This is a genomic window from Bifidobacterium sp. LH_426, from assembly GCF_056356875.1.
In genome coordinates, this window is the sequence record NZ_JBKEVB010000001.1 from 404,206 (window position 1) to 422,549 (window position 18,344).

The window sequence follows — 18,344 nt, forward strand, 5'->3', positions numbered from 1 at the left end:
TCGTCACTCCGCCCTCTCCATGGCGAGATAATCGTCGAGCATCTGTTCGTACATATCGTTCCGGAGCTCTTTCGGATCCGGCATATGCGGAAGGAACTCGGCGCCGTCGAAATATCCGGCGATGTCGTTGCACGCGATGATGAGCCGAGGGGCGATGGACAGCGTGTGATGCGCGTCACCGGCACCGCAGTACACACGATCGTGGGCGAGCAGTCGCCGATCGAAGAACATGCGCACGTCGCCGAGGAACAGCGGCCCTACGACGCCCGCGTCGTATCCTGTGTGCTTTCGGACCGATTCCCGCGATGCAAGATGGATCTGCCGCAGTCCCAGCGCACGGCCCAGCGGACGCCATCTGAGATGGCCGACGGCCGACGCGACCACGGCGAACACGCCTTCCTTCGATTCCACGATGTACGTCGCCGCCGCGCGATTGATGTCGAAGACCTCTGCCCCGGACTTCAGATCGACAATCGCCGTTTCATGCCTGATGAGCTCCGCCTCATCGGCATGTTCCTTCACGAATCCGCGAATCCGCTCGTATCCATTCATATGCCTGCTCTTTTCCGCATAGTCTCTTTCGGCATCCTACAACGGCCGGCAACGGCGGTCATGAACCGTACGGCGACGTAAGGAGGATCCGCCGATGGGCGGAGGGATCTCCGATGCGGCCGCGTCATGTTCGCGATGCGGACGCATCTGCGGACCGTATGCGTCCGCATCGCTAGCGTGAATCGCATGGTCGTATGGGATTCGGAACAGTATCTGCGATTCAGGACGGAACGCACGCAGCCGTCACATGATCTGGCGATGCAGCTGCCGCCGGACGACGGGACGGTCACACGCCTCATCGACATCGGCTGCGGACCGGGCAACAGCACCGCCGTGTTGCGCGAACGCTACCCGCACGCCGCGATCCTCGGCGTGGACAGTTCGCCCGAGATGATCGCCGCCGCCCGCGAAGCACACCCCGACATCGACTTCGCCCTGTGCGACATGTCCAAGACGGACGAGGTCGCCGCCCTGCCCCACGACTTCGACGTGGTCTTCTCCAACGCGTGCATCCAATGGGTGCCCGACCACCCGCGCCTCATCCCCGCCATGCTCGGCCTGCTGAAGGAGGGCGGCACGCTCGCCGTGCAGACGCCGATGAACTACGAGGAGCCCATCCACCGCATCATCGGCGAACTCGTGCACTCGCCGGCGTACGCGGACCGGCTCCCGCAGGCCCGCGAGTTCTTCAACCTCACGCCGCCCGAATACTGGGAGCTTCTGCACGCGCACGCCGCGCGTTTCCGCATGTGGACGACCACCTACATGCACACCCTGCCCTCGCACGAGGCCATCATGGACTGGTACCGCGGCACCGGACTGCGCCCCTATCTGCAGGCGCTCCGCGACGAGCACGGACGGGCCGCCTTCGAACACGAGGTGCTCGCCCGCGTGCGCGAGGCATATCCGCCCCGATCCGACGGCAGCATCATCTTCCCGTTCCCCCGGTTCTTCTTCACCGCCGTCAGGTGAGTCGGGAACGGCATCGTCACGACATTCCAGGAGGAAAAGGAGAACCCGGCATCATGGTCACATCGAACAGGAGCCGCGTGGTCGTCGTCGGCGCGGGCAGCGTCGGTGCGGCGGTGGCGAGCGCCATCGTCCAACAAGGGTTGTGCAACGAGCTTGTGCTCGTCAACCATCATCCGGAGAAGGCCGAGGGACTGGCCATGGACCTGGCCGACGGATCCGAGTTCCTCGGCAGGTTCGTGACGATCCGCGCGGGCGGCTGGGAGGACTGCCGTCGCGCCGACGTGGTCGTTGTCACCGCCGGGCCGAAGCCGAAACCGGGGGAGACGCGCATGCAGGAGCTCGGCGCCGCCATCGATATCGTCGACCCGATTCTGCGCCATATCAGGGATTCCGGGTTCGACGGCATCCTCATCATGGTGTCGAACCCGGTCGACGTGCTCAGCTGGTTCGCGTGGAGACGCACCGGACTGCCGCGCGCGCAGGTGCTCGGCTCCGGGGCGGCGCTCGACACGTCGCGCATGAAGACGATCATCGGCGAGACCACGCGCCTCGACCCGCGTCTCGTCTCCGGCTACGTGATCGGCGAACACGGCGACAGCCAGTTCGTGCCGTGGTCCACGGTCTCGTTCATCGGCAAATCGTTCGCGCAGTACCTGGAGGACAACCGTTCGCGCTATCCGGACGTCACGCTCGCCGGCATCGAGGAGGAGACGCGCCGCCGCGGACTGGACATCAAGGGTCTGCGCGGCGGCACCAGCTACGGCATCGCCGCCACGGTCGCGGGGCTCGTGCGCATGATTCTGTGGAACGAGCGCGGCGTCGTATCCGTGTCCACGCTCATCGACGGCGAATACGAGTACGGCGAGCATGACGTGTTCCTCTCCCTGCCCGTCGCGCTCGACGGCGACGGCGTGGGCGACTTCGTCGACCTGCACCTGAGCGACGAGGAGCTCGCGAGGTTCCATAGGTCCGCCGCCGTGGTGCGCGACCACTGCCGTCTCATCGCCGACCGGCTGTAGGCGGATGCGGGCGACTGTAGCGTAGACCGGCGTTGTCGGCGAATCCGGCTAACGTCTGGAACCATGTGTTCCCTGTGTTGCGCCTCGTCGCCGGACAACAACGCCCCGGTGTACGCGCCCGGCTTCATCTGACATGCGGGCCGGCACGCCGCCGCCGCACCGTCCGCGACGGACGGTCGGCACGGCATGCCGGTTCGACCGTACGCATGCCATGCACGGCACGGAACGAACGGACCGTGCGGAACGATGAAGTGAAGGAACACCCGTATGCCCGATACCCTTGAACCGACCATGCCCTTCGAGCCGGAGACCGATCCGCGCGAGCTCGGCTGGACGCGTCGCGTCGCCCTGCTGCTCACCGGACAGGCGTTCTCCCTGCTCGGCTCCAACATCGTGCAGTACGCCCTCTGGTGGTGGATCGTACTGCAGGAGAAAAGCGGCTGGTCCATGCTGCTCGCCACCCTGTTCGGCGTCATGCCGCAATCCCTCGTGTCGATCTTCGGCGGGTCGATGGCCGATCGCTACCGGCGCAAGCCGCTCATCATGCTGCCCGACCTCATCATCGCCGGCGTCACCGTCATGCTGTCGTTCGCCTTCGCGCACGGTTGGGCGAACCTGGCCATCCTGTTCGTCGTCCTGTTCATCCGTTCGGCCGGCGGCGGCGTGCAGGCACCCGCCATCCAATCGTTCATCCCCGACATCACGCCGGCCGGCGGACTGCTGCGCGTCAACTCGATCTACGGCATGATCAACTCGGCCAACATGCTCGTCGCGCCCGCCATCGCCGCCGTGCTCATCAACGTGATGCCCCTATGGTCGATCCTGCTCATCGACGTGACGACCGCGGTCATCGGCGTCGGCTTCGTCGCGCTCATCCGCGTGCCGGAACGCCGAGGAGGAGCCGTCGCGGCACCGGTGCCGGTCGCGGGCGTCGCGGCGGACAACGCGCTCGTCTCCGGCCTTCGCCGTGCGTTCGCCGACCTCAAGGCCGGCCTCGCCTACACGATGCGGCAGCCCCGTCTCAAAGGCGTGGTGCTCGGCGATGCACTCACCTGTTTCGTGGCGGTCGCGCCGATGAACCTGACGCTCCTGCTCATGACCCGCGAATACGATGGGCTGGACTTGGACCTCGGGTTCGTGAACCTCACGACCGCCTCCGACAAGCTCGCCGCCAACGAGCTGAGCTGGAGCGCCGGCATGCTGCTCGGCGGCCTCATCATGTCCACCATCGGCGTGAAGGTCATCCGCGACAACATGCGCGTGGCCGCGCACGCGATCGCCGCGGTCGGCATCACAATCGTCGGCCTCGGGCTCGCCCCCGGACTGCTCGCCTACCTCGTCATCAACATCCTGTGCGGCATCGCCTGGGGCATGTGCGCCGCGCCGATGCGCACCGTCATGCAATCCGAATCCGATCCATCGATGGTCGGCCGTGTCTTCGGCCTCGACACGACGCTCGCCACGCTCGGCATGCCGCTCGGCATGCTGGTTTTCGCTCCGCTCGCTGACCTGATCCCAATCGCGTGGGTGTTCATTGCCAGCGGCCTGCTCGCCCTGCCCGTCGCCTGGTACGTGCTCCGACAGACGCGCGTCCGGTGAATGGGAGAATGGAACGTATGCATATGGACGATTCCGGAGATTCCGCGGCATCCGCAGCCTCGGCGGCCGGCGTGATATTGCGGCCGCTGCGACACGACGACTGTCCGGCGCTCGTCGCGATGATGCGCCGCATGTGGTACGCCGACCCCGCGATGGACGGGCGCTGTGCGCGACGCCTCGCGACCATCGACCTGCACCACTGCCTGTCATGCTCGACCATCGCGACCGTCGCCGTGCGAGGCGACAGGGTCGTGGGCGTGATCCTGGCGCGCGTCGACGCGAAGATGCCGCGTCCGCGGTCCACGCCGTTCGACCGTCACGCCCGACGCGTGATCCGTGAATCGCTGCCGTTACCGTTCACGGCGGACGGCCGACGCGGCATCCGCGACGCACTCGACCTGATCGCCGTCGACCGACGGCTGATGCGCGGGCTCAGGACGCGCTACGACGCGGAGGTGGTGCTGTTCCTCGTCGACGAGCGGACGCGCGGCAGGGGAGTGGGACGCCTGTTGTTCGACCATGCGGTCGGACGATTCCACGCCGACGGCGCACGCCGGTATTTCCTGTTCACCGACACCACGTGCGATGTGGGCTTCTACGACCATCGCGGACTGACCCGCATCCGCGAGGAATGCCGGGAACATACGGACGGCGCTTCCGGCACGTACTATCTCTACGAAGGCGAGGTATGAGGGACACGAGTGGCGGGAAGCCGTCGCCTCCATACCCGTCGCCCGCGTCGGTCACTCGTTCCGTGCGGCGTCGCGTGCGGCGATGCGCTCGCAGAACCCGGTCCTGTCGGCCTCGGTGATCGGGCGGATGACGCGCGCCGGATTGCCGACGGCGACCACGCCGGCCGGGATGTCCTTCGTGACGACCGAGCCGGCGCCGATCACCGAACCACGTCCGATGGTCACGCCGCCGAGCACGGTCACGTGGCCGCCCAGCCATACTCCGTCCTCGATGCGAATCGGCTTCGCCCGGCAGGCCCCCGCCTTGCGCTCCTCGAAATCGAGCGCATGGTTGGTGGCGAACAGGCCCACCATCGGCGCGATCCACACGTAGTCGCCGATCACGATCGGCGCGTTGTCGAGCATCACGCAGTCGAAGTTGACGTAGGCGTGCGAGCCGATCGTGATGTTGCGGCCCATCTCGCAGCGGAAGTTCGGTTCGATGAACACGTCCTCGCCGACCGAGGCGAACAATCGCTCCATGAGTTCGCGGCGGCGTTCCACATCCTCGTAGTCGGTGCGGTTGTAGGCGACGAACAGCCGCTTCGCCTCCGCGCGCTTGCGTTCGATCTCCGGATGGGAGTCCTCGTAGACCTCGCCGGAGACCATGCGGTCCCATTCGACGCGACCCTCCGGCGTAAGATCCGCGGTGACGTCGTAGTCGTTGCCCTGTGCGTCCCTGGTCATATCCCTGAAGCTCCTTCGCTCGGTTTTATGTACGTTCGTACATTATATGGCGTCGATGCGCACCCGGCCGGCTCCGGCATGTGACCGGCGCTCCGACCGGTAGAATCGTCGCATGGATCTCAAGGCATGGAAGCATTGGACGGACTGGCCGCTGATGGTACTGTCCGTCATGTTCCTCGTCGCCTACTCGTGGGAGATTCTCGCCGGCACGCACATCCTCCTGTGCGAGACCGTCATCAACGCGATTTGGATCATGTTCGTCGTCGACTACGCCGTCTCGCTGTGGCTCGCCGAAGACCGGTGGCGATGGTTCACGCGCAACCTGTTCGCCCTCGCGACCATCGCGCTACCCATGCTGCGCCCGTTGCGGCTGCTGCGCCTGCTCACCGTGCTGCACGTGCTCAACCGCACCTCCGGCATGGCGGTGCGCGGCCGCATCGCCGTCTACGCGTTCGGCGCCGTCGGCATGCTCATGTACGTGGGCGCGCTCGCCGTCTACTCGGTGGAGCGCGGGGCTCCCGGCGCGACGATCGACAGGTTCGGCACGGCCCTGTGGTGGGCGTTCGTCACCGTCACCACCGTCGGCTACGGCGACGTGTCGCCGGTCACGTTCCAAGGCAAGCTCATCGCGGTCGCGCTGATGTTCGCCGGCATCGCGCTGATCGGCATCGTCACCGCCACGCTCGCCTCATGGATCGTCGACCAGGTCAACTTCGAGGCGCACCGGCGCGAAACGGAAAGCCGGAAAGTCGGGAATGCGGATGTGACGGTGACGGCGACGGACTCCGCCGAAGAGCTGCGCGCGCTGCGCGAACAGGTGCGCGAGCTCGCCGTGGCCGTCGCCGCCCTGCGCGAGGAGCTCGCGTCGCGCGACCGGTAGATGCGTCGCGGCCATGCGGCGACACGGTCCGTCGTGGACTGGGGATTGGGGACGACGGCCTCTCGACGCGAAACGGCTCTCATGGGCGGACCATGAGAGCCGTTCTTTGCTATGGAATCATTCGATTGACGTTATTTGGCCAGGAACGCCTTGTAGTCCGCGACGGCCTTGGCCAGCGCCTCGTCGGTGATGCCGAAGGAGGCGAAGGTGACGAACGGCTTGACCCACGTGGCGTTGATGTGGTTGGCCGTGCCCTCGAACGGGACGAGCACCTGTTCGATGGTGAACTTGTTGTCGCCCTCCGGCTGGTACTTCGACTCCGGGGAGCCGGTGGAGACGGCGACGGCGAACTCCTTGCCTTCGAATGCGTGGCCTTCGGAGCCGTACGCCCAGCCGTGCTCGAGCACCTCGTCCTCCCACTCCTTGAGCAGGGCGGGGGAGGAGAACCAGAACAGCGGGAACTGGAACACGACGCGGTCGGCGGCCTCGACCGCTGCCTGCTCGGCCTTCACGTCGATCCCGCCGTCCGGGTAGAGCGCGTATTCGTCGCGCACGGTCACATTGTCCAGTCCGCCGGCGGCCTCGGCGAGCGCCTTGTTGACGTGGGACTGTCCGTTCAGGGACGGGTGGAACACGAGGACCAAGGTCTTCTTCATATGTTGTCTCCTTGTTGGCATGGCTCGCTTCGCGATATCTCGAAACGAGAGGTCTATGTCTTTTCTACCATGTTCGCCCGCGACACGCCGTGACGGGGGTCGAATACGTTCCAGGCGAACGGGCCTATGCGGGCGAACGGGCCTATGCCGCCGATAAGGTCGACGAAGCCAGGGGCTGATCAATCGCAGCTGCGGCATGTCCGCACCCGGTGGGCATGATATGCCGCGTATGTCTCAATATCTTTCGGAAGAAACAATCGAAGAAGAAACAATCGAAGAAGAAACAATCGCAACGACAACCGAAGACACAGCCGACCGGTCCGAACGCGGGTGGATACGCCGCGCCGCGCTGCTGCTCACCGGCCAGGCGTTCTCGTTGCTCGGCTCCAGCGTCGTCCAGTTCGCCATCTGGTGGTGGATCGTCCTGCAGGCGCGCACCGGTTCGGCCATGCTGTTGGCCACGCTGTTCGGCGTCCTGCCGCAGGCGCTCGTCTCCATATTCGGCGGGCCGATGGCCGACCGCTACAATCGCAAGGCGCTGATCATCCTGCCCGACCTCGTCATCGCCGCCGTCACCGTGGTGCTGTCCATCGCGTTCGCGACCGGCTGGGCGAGCCTGTCGCTGATCTTCGTGGTGCTGCTCGTCCGTTCCGCCGGGGGCGGCATCCAGGAGCCCGCCGTGCAGTCGTTCATCCCGGACATCGTCCCGGAGAAGGGGCTGCTGCGCGTCAACTCGATATTCGGCGTCATCGACTCGGCGAACCGCATCGCGGCGCCGGCGATCGCCGCCGTGCTCGTCAACGTGGCGCCGCTGTGGTCGATCCTGCTGGTCGACGTGACGACCGCGGTCATCGGCGTCGGCTTCGTCGCCCTGATCCGCATGCCGGCGAAGCGCCGTCCGGCGGAGTCCGGCGGCGACGCGACCGCCGTGGCGAGGTCGGGGGAGACGGCGGACCCGCTGCCGCTCATCGTGCTGCGCCGCACGTTCGCCGACCTCAAGGCCGGTCTCGCCTATACGATGCGCCACCCGTACCTGAAGGGCGCGGTGTTGGGCGATGCGCTCACCTGCTTCATGTCGGTCGCGCCGATGAACCTGACGCTGCTGCTCATGACCCGCGAATACGATGGGCGGGATCTGAACCTCGGGTTCGTGAACCTCACGACCGCCTCCGACAAGCTCGCCGCCAACGAACTGGGCCTGAGCGTCGGCCTGCTGCTCGGCGGCGCGCTCATGTCCGCGATCGGGCCCAGACTGCTGGGCGGCGCGCTCGCCCGGATGCGTGCGATCGCATTCGGCATCGCCATGGTCGGCGTCACCGTCGTCGGTCTCGGCCTCGCGCCGAACCTGCTCGCCTATCTGGTCGTCGACGTGCTGAACGGCGTCGCCTCCGCGGTCTGCGTCGGCCCGATGCGCACGATCATGCAATCCGAATCCGACGAGTCGATGACCGGCCGTGTCTTCGGCCTCGACACGATGCTCTCCACGCTCGGCATGCCGCTCGGCATGCTCGTGTTCGCGCCGCTCGCCGACCTGATCCCGATCGTATGGGTGTTCGTCGCCGGCGGACTGCTCACCCTGCCCGTCGCCTGGTACGTGCTCGGGCTGTCGTCAGTCCGCGTCGTCCGGCCGCGCGTCGCGTGACCGTTCCGCCGGCGGCGCGGGAAGCAGGATGTTCAGGTCGAAGACGCCGTCGTCGGCGTCGATGACCATGTCGCCTCCCAGCCGTTCGACGGTCATGCGCATGCTGGCGATCCCGTAGCCGTGCGCCGAAGCGCCGTCGGAGTCGTCGGAGCCGTTCCCGGAGGCCACGGGCGTGCCGTCCTCGTCGAAACGGATGTCCCGGCAGTAGTTGGAGACGTGGATGTTGACCAGGTCGGCGCGGCGCACGACGGTCAGCCGGATCACCTTGCGTTCGGGGTCGTCCAGCCGTCCTGCCGCCTCGACCGCGTTGTCGAGCGCATTGCCGAACAGCGAGTAGACGTCCCGGTCGTCCATCCACGCCACGCCGTCCGCGCCGGCCATATACGTGAACCGGATGCCTTGGCGCGCCGCCTCGCGGCCCGTCTGTGCGAGCACGACGTCCAGCGCCGGGATTCCGGTGCCCGTGATGCGGTCGCGGTCTTCGACGGCGTCGGCGATCTCGTCGATGACCGCATCGTATGCCGTCGCGCCCGGGACGCGCAGACGGGCCAATTGTCGTGTGAGATCGTCGCGGCGGACGTCCGCCGTCTCGAGCACATCCCTGAGCCGCGCGTAATGGTCGGCGCGCATGTCGTCCATCCGCCGTACGAACGCCGGCTCGTCATCGGGCGTCCGATCGCGCACGACCTCGCCGAACAAAGCCAGGACGATCATGCCGGCGAGCGCGGAGACGGCGGAACCCATGAACCATGCGGCCGAACCCGGGCCGGCGGCATACGCGCAGGAGCCCAGTCCGACGGCGGCCAACGGCACGGCCACGGCCAGGAACGCCGTCGACGCGGCGGACGACAGGCCGATCCTCGACATGTCCAGCGGGCGGACGAACCATCGCCAGGCCGCGGCGTACGCCGCGACGAACACCAGCACGCGCATGGCCTCCCCGGCACCCCATGAGGCGAGCCACGGGGCGGACCACCGTCCGGCGAGCAGCATCCGAACCGGATGCAGCATGCCCGCCAACGCCGCGACGCCCTGCCGCAGCACGTACCCGCACAGGGCCGTCCCCGCAACCGTACGCCATCCGCAGCGCACCACGGCGCCGAGCGCCGCACAGGACGCCGCGAACATCAGATAATCGCCGACGATCAGATGCGCGAACACGGCCGGCACGGCCGCCGAACATCCCGCCACCGCCAGGCCGAACGCCAGCATCGCCGCCACGGCGCACAACGCGCGGCGCGGCGCATGCTCGCGGCGCGGCAGGCGCCACGCGAACAACGCCTGCGCGGCCAACAATTCGACCGTGACGAGTCCGGGGAACTCCATCCATCCGTTCACAGCGCACCACCCATCGACTCGGCCACGGCCCTCAGAATCTCCCGTCTCTTCGGCATGCTCACCTCGATGCGATGCCCGTCCACATGGATCTCGTTCCCGTCGACGCCGGTGACGTCGTCCACGTTGATCAGATGCCGGCGGCCGCAACGGATGAAACCGCCTTCCGCCAGCAGCTCCTCCGCCTGGGCGAGCGTGCCCCTGACCGTGACGTCGCCGTCGGCGGTGTGATACGTGAGAAGACGGTCCTCCCGCGCCTCCACCAGTGAGATGCGTCCGATCGGCACGAGCCTCAGCACACCCTCCGACATCAGGCACACGGTCTTGGCGCGCCGCCCGCCGATGCGCCGCATCACCCTGCGCATCACCAGCGCGAAGTCGGGGTAATCCACCGGTTCGGCCACGAAATCCAACACGTCGGCCGCATGTCCCGTAACCGTCAGCTGCGTCGAATCCGAGACGAGCACGATGACCGTCGACGGATCGTCCTCCTGGATGGCGTGCGCGGCATCGCCCCCGTCCGCTTCGGCCCCGCCGATGCCGAGGAAGACCGCATCCCACGTCGGATGGTCGTGGCGCAGCAGCCCGGAGACGTCCGCGAAGCCGGCGACGGCGACGTCCAGGCCATGTTCTCCGGCGAACCGCGAGATGCAGGCGCCGAGCCGTCCGCGCGCCTCGGCGTCGTCGTCGACCACGGCGATCGCAGCCATCCCGTCTCCTCCCTCTATCGGTGCCGTTCCCCCATCATCGTACCAGCGGGAACGGGGACGGCGGCGGATCGTGGCCGGGGCGAGGGGATATCAGGGTGGTCAGTCGGCGAGGAACGCCTGGTACCTTCGGCCCGCCTCGGCCAACGCCTCGTCGGACAGCTCCATGGAGTCGAAGACGACGAACGGGTCTCGCCACACGGCGTGCGTGTAGCGGGCCATCATCCGGTAGGGGGAGAGCACCTCGCGCATCGTGGCGCCGTCGTCCTCCTCCACGTATTCGGATTCCGGGCCGCCCGCCGTGGTGGCGACCGCGATCTCCTTACCCTGCAACGCCTCGCCGCCCGGGCCGTACGCCCATCCGAACGCGAGCACCTTGTCCTCCCACTCCTTGAGCAGGGCGGGCGCCGAATACCAGTACATCGGGAACTCCAGCACGATGCGGTCATGCGCCTCGACGAGCCGCTGCTCGGCGGCCACGTCGATCACGCCGTCCGGATACAGCGCATACACGTCGCGCACGGTCACGGCGTCGCCGGGCAGTTCGCGCGCCGCCCCGGCCAACGCCTTGTTCGCGCGCGACGCGCCCTCGAGATCGGGATGGAACACCAGAACCAACGTCCTCATCGGAGCCTCCTTGCAGTATGCGGTAGGGGTGTGCATCGACACCTCGCATGATACCCGAGAAAAGGCGCGGCCGATCCATGGTCGCCATGGCCGGCCGTCACGCCCGCCACATCATGCCGATGTGGGGGATGCCGTCCTCGAGGAACTCGTCCGACACCTGCGTGAACCCGAGGGCCTCGTACAATCCGCGCGCATACGTCTGCGCCTCGATATGCACCGCGTCCGCGTGCATGCGCTCCCGCGCCACCCTGAGACCTTCGCGCACGATCCGCGTACCCAACCCCTGCCTGCGCCGCGTCGCCAGCACGCGCCCGATCGACGCCTCGGGGAACGTGACGCCCGGGTCGATCACACGGCAATACGCGGCGATGCCATCGTCATCATGCAGGAACACATGCCAGCAGCGCCGGTCCGCCTCATCCACCTCCTGGTAGGCGCACCGCTGCTCCACCACGAACACCGCCACGCGCACCCGGTAGATCTCATACAACTCCGCCGTACTCAGTTCCTCGAACCGTTTCACCGTCAACCGCATGCACGCCATCGTAAAGGCCGGCCGGGAACGCGAACCCATGCCCGCGACGCATGACGGGATATCGAACGACACTATTGGCCATCGCGGTGTGGCCGCGGTGTAATAAGGAGTAGAGCCACGGACCTTTCATATTCGAGGCTCATGGAGCGTGGACATAGTCCTCAGAGGGAAGGGAACCATCATGAACAAACGCATGCTCGTCGCCTATTTCTCCGCCACCGGCACCACGCGGGGAGTGGCCGAACGACTCGCGCACGCCATCGGGGCGGATCTGAAGGAGATTCGACCGGCACAGCCGTACACGGCCGCCGACGTCAACTGGCGCGACTCATCCAGCCGTTCCAGCGTGGAGCACGCGCACCGCGACATGCGACCGGCGCTCGCCGGACCGGTCGACGTGAAGCCCTACGACGTGGTGTTCGTCGGCTACCCGCTGTGGTGGGAGACCGCGCCGCGCGTGGTGCGCACGTTCCTTGAAAGCGAGGATTGGGCCGGCAAGACCATCGTGACGTTCGCCACCTCCGGTTCCAGCACGCGCGGCGCCGACGGCGTGCAACTGCATGATTCCGCGCCCGCCGCCCGCTGGGTGCCGGGACGCCGCGTCGCCGCCTCCGAAAGCGAGGCCAAGCTCACCAAGTGGGTCGACGGTCTGAGCCTGTGAATCTGATCAGTCGCGCACGGTGAATCCGGCACCGGCGATGCGCTTCCGCATGTCCTTGGCGATGGACAGGCAGCGGGTGCGCGGGATGCCGGCCTTGACGCCGATGCCGGCCAGGTCGGCGAGCGTGATGCCCCGCCCCTTGCCGTTGACCGCCGTGGTGTGCTCGCCGTTGATGCCGGGGTTCTCGGTCAGATCGTAGGCGGGGGAGAGCCGCCAGACGGCGTGCTCCCGGTCGTACAGGTAGGAGAAGTTCTTCGCGTGGTCGTCACGGTTGCCGATGAACACGTTGAAGCACATGAGCCGGTACATGCGTTCGCATTCCTCGGCGCTGTCGGTCATGCGCATGGTCAGCCGCATGAGCAGTCCGTAATCCAGATTGGCGATGCGATGCGAGGTCTCCAACAGTCCGCCGGCCGATACCATGTGCACCTTGCGGGTGTTGCCGTCGGCCGGCCGGACACGGTCGAACCGCTTGGTTCCGAAATATCCGGAGCAGCGTTTCGACGGGAACAATCGGGTCTCCGGCATGGTGATGCCACATTCGCGAGCGAGATTCGAAATGCGGTATTCGGTCTCCCCGATGTCGGGTGGATCCACGGATGAGGGGAACTTGATGATCCAATCCTCGTCGTCGATCGTGGTGAGGATCTTCGGGCGGGCGCCGCCGGAAGACCCTCCGAGGGCGAACAGCCGGTCGAGGTCGTCCGAGAAATCGGTGTTCAGCAGATGCAGGCACTCCTGTGCGAGCGCGTCAAGATCGAGTGGATTGGCGCGCTCGTCGTCAATCGTCGTCACGGGCTCGTATTCCAACGCGCCCATACCGCTCGCGCCCACGATCGACAGGCGTGGCAGCAGGCCGACCGTATACGGGTCGATGCCGTGTTGGCGCAGCATCCGGTCGGTGAGCAGACGGCCCCAGCCGTCGGGCATGCTGTCGTCGAAGACTCCGAACATGCCGTCCAACGGGTCCCGTCTGGCGACGAACACACCTTCCCGCAGTGGCAGGCTCAACGGGCTGATGGAGAATCCGTGCGTCAGCCACGTCCGATCGTAGGCGAATGCTAGGGTACGGTTCGGGGACATGGTGAGCGTACCGACCGATTCCCCGGCATATGTGACTCGAATCCGGTCAAGATCCGGCAATGGGTTGGTCATGCGCGGCCTCCGTTCCGTCGTGCGGCTGCGGTGACATCGTCGATGGTCGCATAGTACGGCTGTGCGAACAACGCGTCGAAATCCCGTTCGCAACGCAGTGCGAAGGCGATGTTCACCAGCGAGCCGAAGGAGATCTCATGCGATTGCTCGAACCGCCTGATCGACCCCAAGCTTACGCCGGACTTCTCCGCCAATGCGGCCTGCGTCATGCCGTGCTCCTTGCGCCGTTTGACCATGCGATCGGCGACGCCGGCCATCACGTCGCCCGGCATGGGCTCATCCAGCAAATCAAACATACTCACATATTAGCAATATTCGTTAAAATATACCATATTTACTACTATATGAGTAGTACTTGCATATGTGTCTGTGCCGGTCAACCGGGTCGCAGGCCGCTTTCTGTCCGTCAGTGGTTGGTGAGGGCCTCCTGCGTGGGCTGGTAACGGGCGCCCTCGATGGTGATGGAGTCGAGCGTGCGGTCGATGGCGGCGAGTTCGTCGGACGTGAACGTGACGGCCGCGCCGCCCAGGTTCTGACGTAGACGGTCCACGTGCTTGGTGCCGGGGATCGGCGCGATCCACGGCTTCCGCGCGAGCAGCCAGCCGAGCGCGATCTGCGCGGGCGCCACGCCTTTGGCCCGCGCCAGGGATTCGACGTAGTCGCTCATCGCGATGTTGTGCGCCATATGGTCGGGGGAGAAGCGGGGGATGCGGCTGCGATAGTCGTCGGCGGCGAAGCGCGTGGACGCGGTGAACCGTCCGGCCAGCATCGCCTTGCCGAGCGGACTGAACGGCACCAGTCCGATGCCCAGCTCCTCCAACGTGGGGATCAGTTCCTCCTCGGGTTTCCTCCACCACATCGAATACTCGTTCTGCACGGCTGTCACCGGCGTCACCGCATGCGCCCGACGCACGGTCGCGGGCGCCGCCTCCGACAGACCCCAGTGCAGGATCTTGCCTTCGGCCATGAGCTCGCCCATCACGCCGGCCACATCCTCGATCGGCACCTTCGTATCGACGCGATGCTGGTAGTAGAGATCGATGTGGTCGGTGCGCAGACGCTTCAGCGACCCTTCGACGGCCTTGCGGATTGTCTCGGGACGCGAATCGGTCTGCTGCACGCGGCCCGAGGAATCCAATTGCGCCTCGCTCTCGCCTTCGCCGAATCCGCCGTGCAGGGCGAACCCGAACTTGGTGGCGATGACCACGTCATCACGGAACGGCTCCAACGCCTCGCCCACCAGCTCCTCGTTCGTGAACGGGCCATACACCTCGGCCGTGTCGAAGAGCCGTTCGCCCATCTCATAGGCGGTGCGAATCACACGGATCGACTCGTCGTGCGGCAGGAACGGCGGCCAGCTCATCGTGAACCCCATGCAGCCGAGGCCTATCGCCGAAACCTCCAACGCCGCGGAACCCGTGCCGAGCGTGCGCTTCGGCAGATCGACCGGCGTGATGTCGCCGTAGTCGTCGTTAGCGGACCTGACTGTATTGGTGGACATGATTGTTTCCTTTCCTGAATGATCCCTAATCGCATGTTCCGCCGCAACGTCGCAACGTCACGGCACCGGAACGTCACACGTGTCCGATGACCCTGGCAGGCACCCCGGCGACGATCGCACCCGCCGGCACGTCATGCGTGACGACCGCCCCGGCCCCGACGATCGCGCCGTCGCCGATCGTCACATCCTGCAGCACGATCGCGCCCGCGCCGATCCACACGTGCGCGCCGATACGGATCGGCTTCGAGACGGTCGTCGCCCGCCGCATCGGGTCACGCATGTGGTTGATGGTGATGAGCTGCACGTTCGGTCCCAGGAACGAACCGTCCCCGATCGAAATGCTGCCGCGATCCATCAGCGTGCACCCCCAGTTGACGAACACGTCCCTGCCGACCTCGATGTTCCGGCCGAAATCCGTGTAGAACGGCGGATTAAGACGGAACGACGGGTCAACCGGATGCCCCACGATACGCTCGAACATCGCATGGACCTCGCCCGGCTCGTGATAGCCGCCCGTATTGAGTTCCACGCACAGACGCTTCGTCTCCGTGATGATCGCACCGATGACGGCATACCCCGGTTCGGCGGGGTCGACGGGCTCGCCGCCTCTGTCTCGGGCGAGGATGTCGATTGTGGGGTCGGCCATGACGACACTCATGATTACGGTCCTTTCCACAAGTCGGTCCCATTGAACCGCTGCCGGAAAGAACCAGCCAATAGTGTCGTTCGATACACCCCCATGCCCGCCGGCTATACGGGATGCACGTCACGCGATGAACCGCAGATACGTGCGGTCATCGAACGATTCCAGCCCCGCCGTGAACCCCTTCGTACTCCGAAACTCACGCACAAGCCCCGGATCCTCACGACGCAGACGCCCCAACTCCGCCTCCGACCCCGCCAACGTGGAGCGCAGCAACGGATACCCATCCGACGCAAGCACCACCTCGGCACCCGGCTCCACCGGCACGACACGAATCGGATACTCCGGATCCGTAAACCCATCGAACACGAAATACCCATACTCCCCACGCCGATTAGCGAACTCCGACTGCAACCGCAGAAACGGCATGATCATGTCACGCGCCGGATCGGCCGAAACCGGCGCATCCTCACGTCCGGCAGCATCCGCCCGCAACGCCAACGCCCGCGCGGCGAACGAACGCAACTCCCCAAGCAACTCATCCACACGCTTCAACGTCGGCGTCCGCACCCCATCCACCATGACCTGACAATCACCGAACAACCACACCTCACGCCGAAACACGCTATAGACCACGGCATTCGCCTGAAGACGCTCCCACGGCTCCACCTCGAACACGCGCGAAGACACGTCGCCTGAGGACGAGGACACATCACCATGCACGGCCGCGAACCCCGCATACTCATCACGCAGACAACCATCAAGAATCCGCTGCGCCTCACGCATCGAAGCACCACCGGGCAAACCCGCGATAGCGCTCGCCAGCAGGTCCTTCGCGACCACGCCGCCGCTCGGCTTCCACAGATGCCGCAGACTCTTGCCCGTCACCCCGTCCACCACGGCGGCGAAATCCTCCGTGACGACGAGACTGTCCTCGTTCAACGACTGGTCGGCGTGCTTGCCCCGGCAGAATCGTTCGATGATGCGCATGCCTCCACCATACGCCCGAGGCATGGCCGTGTATGAGGTGACGCTATTGGCGGGAATGCGATGGCGGGCGTGTAATGGACATCGATAACGGCAAGAAAGAAAGACACGAAAGGACGAAACATCATGGAGAACCCGAGCGCCTTCCCGATGGGGGAGCCGAACGACGCATACGCGCAGTACTTCGAAGGCCAGAGCTACCTCGCGCCGCTCGCCGGCGACGGTCAGGTGAACGTCGCGAACGTGACGTTCGAGGCGGGCTGCACGAACCACTGGCACATCCACCACGGCGTGTGCCAGGTCCTGCTCGCCGTGGGCGGCCGCGGCTACTACCAGATCGAAGGCCAGGAGCCGGTCGAGCTCAAGCCCGGCGACGTGGCCTATATCCCGCCGGAGACCAAGCACTGGCACGGCGCCTCCCCGAACGAGGCGTTCGCGCATGTCGCCATCATGCCGAAGAAGGAGGGCGCGAGCAACGAATGGCTTGAACCGGTCGACGAGGAGACGTACCGCAACCTCGCCTGAGCCAGCACCTCTCCGTCATGCGCCGTCATGTGCGCAGGAATCGGGCGAACGCGCCGGCCGCGGGGGAGGAGACTCCTTGCTTCTTCCACACGAGCACGGAACTGCTTTCGAACACGGGCGTGAGCGGCACTGCGCGCACGCCCGGATACGAGGCGCCGTAGTCGATGCACAGGTACAGGCCCAACCCGTTCGCCGCCATGGCCGCGCCGTTCGCCGGCAGATTGCACGTGCCGGCGATGACCGTTTTCGAAGCAAGGGAGCCGAACCAGTGCATCACCACGCGTCGCACTGGTTCGCGCGACGGCAGCAGCAGCGGTTCGCCGACGAGATCGGACGGTGTCAATGATTCGCGGGTCTGCAATGGATGCCCGTCGGGTACCATCGCCGCCCAATGGTCGCTGATGCCCGTATGCAGGTATTCGTAGCGTTCGGTGTCCACCGGGTCGGCGAGGAGGCCGAAATCCATGAGTCCTTGTTCGAGCTGGTCTTGGATCACGTCGGCCGTCGTGCTGACCACATGGAACCGCACGGCGGGGTGCAGCTGACGGAATTCGGCCATGCGCCGTGCCAGATACGACATGCCTCCCACCTCGCCGCAGCCGGCCGTGATGTCACCAGCCAGCTCACCTGCGGAACACTTCAGATCGACCTCGGTCTTGTCCGCCAACGAGACGATGGTCTGCGCGCGGTCGCGCAGCAGGCGTCCCTCCTCGGTGAGCGTGATCGCATGCGGCCCGCGTTCGAACAGCGTGACGCCCAACTCCTCCTCCAGCTGCTTCAACTGGCGCGATAACGTCGGCTGGGAGATGCGCAGCAATTGCGCCGCCCACGTGATGTTGTCCTCCTCGGCCACCGCGAGGAAGTATTTCAGCACGCGCAGTTCCATGGTTCCACCCTCCGGCATGGGGATTCGTTCCGGGATTCGTCCGT

The 18,344-nt window shown here is 66.0% G+C and carries 21 protein-coding genes; 8 read left to right on the forward strand and 13 right to left on the reverse strand.

From position 1 onward, the window contains the following. Positions 1–3 precede the first annotated feature (3 nt). Positions 4–552 carry an aminoacyl-tRNA deacylase gene (locus AC1AYD_RS01715; RefSeq protein ID WP_476501768.1) on the reverse strand — a complete coding sequence of 183 codons (549 nt, stop codon included), beginning with the start codon at positions 550–552 and terminating at the stop codon, positions 4–6. Between the two features lie 186 nt (positions 553–738). On the opposite strand from AC1AYD_RS01715, the gene AC1AYD_RS01720 reads away from it, so the two are divergent. The 4 genes from AC1AYD_RS01720 (at position 739) to AC1AYD_RS01735 (ending at position 4,834) form a co-directional block, all read left to right on the forward strand. Further along, on the forward strand, positions 739–1,524 hold the full coding sequence (locus AC1AYD_RS01720; RefSeq protein ID WP_476501767.1) for a methyltransferase domain-containing protein: 786 nt from the start codon (positions 739–741) through the stop codon (positions 1,522–1,524). 53 nt (positions 1,525–1,577) lie between these two features. Next, positions 1,578–2,543 carry an L-lactate dehydrogenase gene (locus AC1AYD_RS01725; protein WP_476501766.1) on the forward strand — a complete coding sequence of 322 codons (966 nt, stop codon included), beginning with the start codon at positions 1,578–1,580 and terminating at the stop codon, positions 2,541–2,543. 267 nt (positions 2,544–2,810) lie between these two features. Continuing rightward, positions 2,811–4,142 (forward strand): MFS transporter, encoded by a 1,332-nt coding sequence (locus AC1AYD_RS01730; RefSeq protein ID WP_476501765.1) that lies wholly within the window; start codon positions 2,811–2,813, stop codon positions 4,140–4,142. A gap of 23 nt (positions 4,143–4,165) precedes the next feature. Beyond that, positions 4,166–4,834 (forward strand): GNAT family N-acetyltransferase, encoded by a 669-nt coding sequence (locus AC1AYD_RS01735; protein ID WP_476501764.1) that lies wholly within the window; start codon positions 4,166–4,168, stop codon positions 4,832–4,834. Positions 4,835–4,885: 51 nt separating this feature from the next. On the opposite strand, the gene AC1AYD_RS01740 is transcribed toward AC1AYD_RS01735, so the two are convergent. Then, positions 4,886–5,560, reverse strand: coding sequence for a sugar O-acetyltransferase (locus AC1AYD_RS01740; RefSeq protein WP_476501763.1), 675 nt, complete (start codon positions 5,558–5,560; stop codon positions 4,886–4,888). 112 nt (positions 5,561–5,672) lie between these two features. On the opposite strand from AC1AYD_RS01740, the gene AC1AYD_RS01745 reads away from it, so the two are divergent. Further along, on the forward strand, positions 5,673–6,440 hold the full coding sequence (locus AC1AYD_RS01745; RefSeq protein WP_476501762.1) for a potassium channel family protein: 768 nt from the start codon (positions 5,673–5,675) through the stop codon (positions 6,438–6,440). Positions 6,441–6,571: 131 nt separating this feature from the next. On the opposite strand, the gene AC1AYD_RS01750 is transcribed toward AC1AYD_RS01745, so the two are convergent. After that, positions 6,572–7,096 (reverse strand): NAD(P)H-dependent oxidoreductase, encoded by a 525-nt coding sequence (locus tag AC1AYD_RS01750; protein WP_476501761.1) that lies wholly within the window; start codon positions 7,094–7,096, stop codon positions 6,572–6,574. 229 nt (positions 7,097–7,325) lie between these two features. Here AC1AYD_RS01750 and AC1AYD_RS01755 point away from each other — a divergent pair, with 229 nt between their 5' ends. Next, positions 7,326–8,738 carry an MFS transporter gene (locus AC1AYD_RS01755; RefSeq protein ID WP_476544569.1) on the forward strand — a complete coding sequence of 471 codons (1,413 nt, stop codon included), beginning with the start codon at positions 7,326–7,328 and terminating at the stop codon, positions 8,736–8,738. Here AC1AYD_RS01755 and AC1AYD_RS01760 read toward each other — a convergent pair. The 4 genes from AC1AYD_RS01760 to AC1AYD_RS01775 all read right to left on the reverse strand — a co-directional run bounded on the left by AC1AYD_RS01760 (position 8,706) and on the right by AC1AYD_RS01775 (position 11,942). Next, entirely contained in the window at positions 8,706–10,076 is a 1,371-nt protein-coding gene (locus AC1AYD_RS01760; protein ID WP_476544570.1) for a GHKL domain-containing protein, read from the reverse strand. The two genes, AC1AYD_RS01755 and AC1AYD_RS01760, sit on opposite strands and share 33 nt — an antisense overlap. Continuing rightward, positions 10,073–10,783 carry a LytR/AlgR family response regulator transcription factor gene (locus AC1AYD_RS01765; RefSeq protein ID WP_476544571.1) on the reverse strand — a complete coding sequence of 237 codons (711 nt, stop codon included), beginning with the start codon at positions 10,781–10,783 and terminating at the stop codon, positions 10,073–10,075. Before AC1AYD_RS01765 ends, AC1AYD_RS01760 begins: the two co-directional genes overlap by 4 nt. A gap of 99 nt (positions 10,784–10,882) precedes the next feature. Continuing rightward, a complete protein-coding gene (locus AC1AYD_RS01770) occupies positions 10,883–11,407 on the reverse strand; it encodes an NAD(P)H-dependent oxidoreductase (RefSeq protein ID WP_476544572.1) in 525 nt (174 codons plus the stop codon). Positions 11,408–11,504: 97 nt separating this feature from the next. Continuing rightward, positions 11,505–11,942, reverse strand: a complete 438-nt coding sequence (locus AC1AYD_RS01775; RefSeq protein ID WP_476532059.1) for a GNAT family N-acetyltransferase — start codon at positions 11,940–11,942, stop codon at positions 11,505–11,507. A gap of 181 nt (positions 11,943–12,123) precedes the next feature. Between AC1AYD_RS01775 and AC1AYD_RS01780 the strand changes: the two genes are divergently transcribed. Beyond that, positions 12,124–12,603, forward strand: a complete 480-nt coding sequence (locus AC1AYD_RS01780) for a flavodoxin (RefSeq protein ID WP_476544573.1) — start codon at positions 12,124–12,126, stop codon at positions 12,601–12,603. A 6-nt stretch (positions 12,604–12,609) separates the two neighbouring features. On the opposite strand, the gene AC1AYD_RS01785 is transcribed toward AC1AYD_RS01780, so the two are convergent. From AC1AYD_RS01785 to AC1AYD_RS01805, 5 genes are all read right to left on the reverse strand, one after another. Next, positions 12,610–13,758 (reverse strand): type II toxin-antitoxin system HipA family toxin, encoded by a 1,149-nt coding sequence (locus AC1AYD_RS01785; protein ID WP_476544574.1) that lies wholly within the window; start codon positions 13,756–13,758, stop codon positions 12,610–12,612. After that, positions 13,755–14,054, reverse strand: a complete 300-nt coding sequence (locus AC1AYD_RS01790) for a helix-turn-helix domain-containing protein (RefSeq protein ID WP_476501753.1) — start codon at positions 14,052–14,054, stop codon at positions 13,755–13,757. The genes AC1AYD_RS01785 and AC1AYD_RS01790 overlap by 4 nt, the downstream gene beginning before the upstream one ends. A gap of 110 nt (positions 14,055–14,164) precedes the next feature. Beyond that, positions 14,165–15,259, reverse strand: a complete 1,095-nt coding sequence (locus AC1AYD_RS01795) for an aldo/keto reductase (RefSeq protein ID WP_476501752.1) — start codon at positions 15,257–15,259, stop codon at positions 14,165–14,167. Between the two features lie 73 nt (positions 15,260–15,332). Continuing rightward, entirely contained in the window at positions 15,333–15,917 is a 585-nt protein-coding gene (locus tag AC1AYD_RS01800; protein ID WP_476501751.1) for a sugar O-acetyltransferase, read from the reverse strand. A 108-nt stretch (positions 15,918–16,025) separates the two neighbouring features. Then, the gene (locus AC1AYD_RS01805) at positions 16,026–16,892 is read right to left on the reverse strand and encodes a hypothetical protein (RefSeq protein ID WP_476501750.1); all 867 of its coding nucleotides are present in this window, start codon (positions 16,890–16,892) and stop codon (positions 16,026–16,028) included. Positions 16,893–17,015: 123 nt separating this feature from the next. Between AC1AYD_RS01805 and AC1AYD_RS01810 the strand changes: the two genes are divergently transcribed. Continuing rightward, a complete protein-coding gene (locus tag AC1AYD_RS01810) occupies positions 17,016–17,414 on the forward strand; it encodes a cupin domain-containing protein (RefSeq protein ID WP_476532073.1) in 399 nt (132 codons plus the stop codon). A 25-nt stretch (positions 17,415–17,439) separates the two neighbouring features. Here the strand turns inward: AC1AYD_RS01810 and AC1AYD_RS01815 are convergent, their stop codons facing one another. Beyond that, positions 17,440–18,300: a LysR family transcriptional regulator gene (locus AC1AYD_RS01815; RefSeq protein WP_476544575.1), complete on the reverse strand. Its 861-nt coding sequence runs from the start codon at positions 18,298–18,300 to the stop codon at positions 17,440–17,442. Between the last annotated feature and the right edge of the window lie 44 nt (positions 18,301–18,344).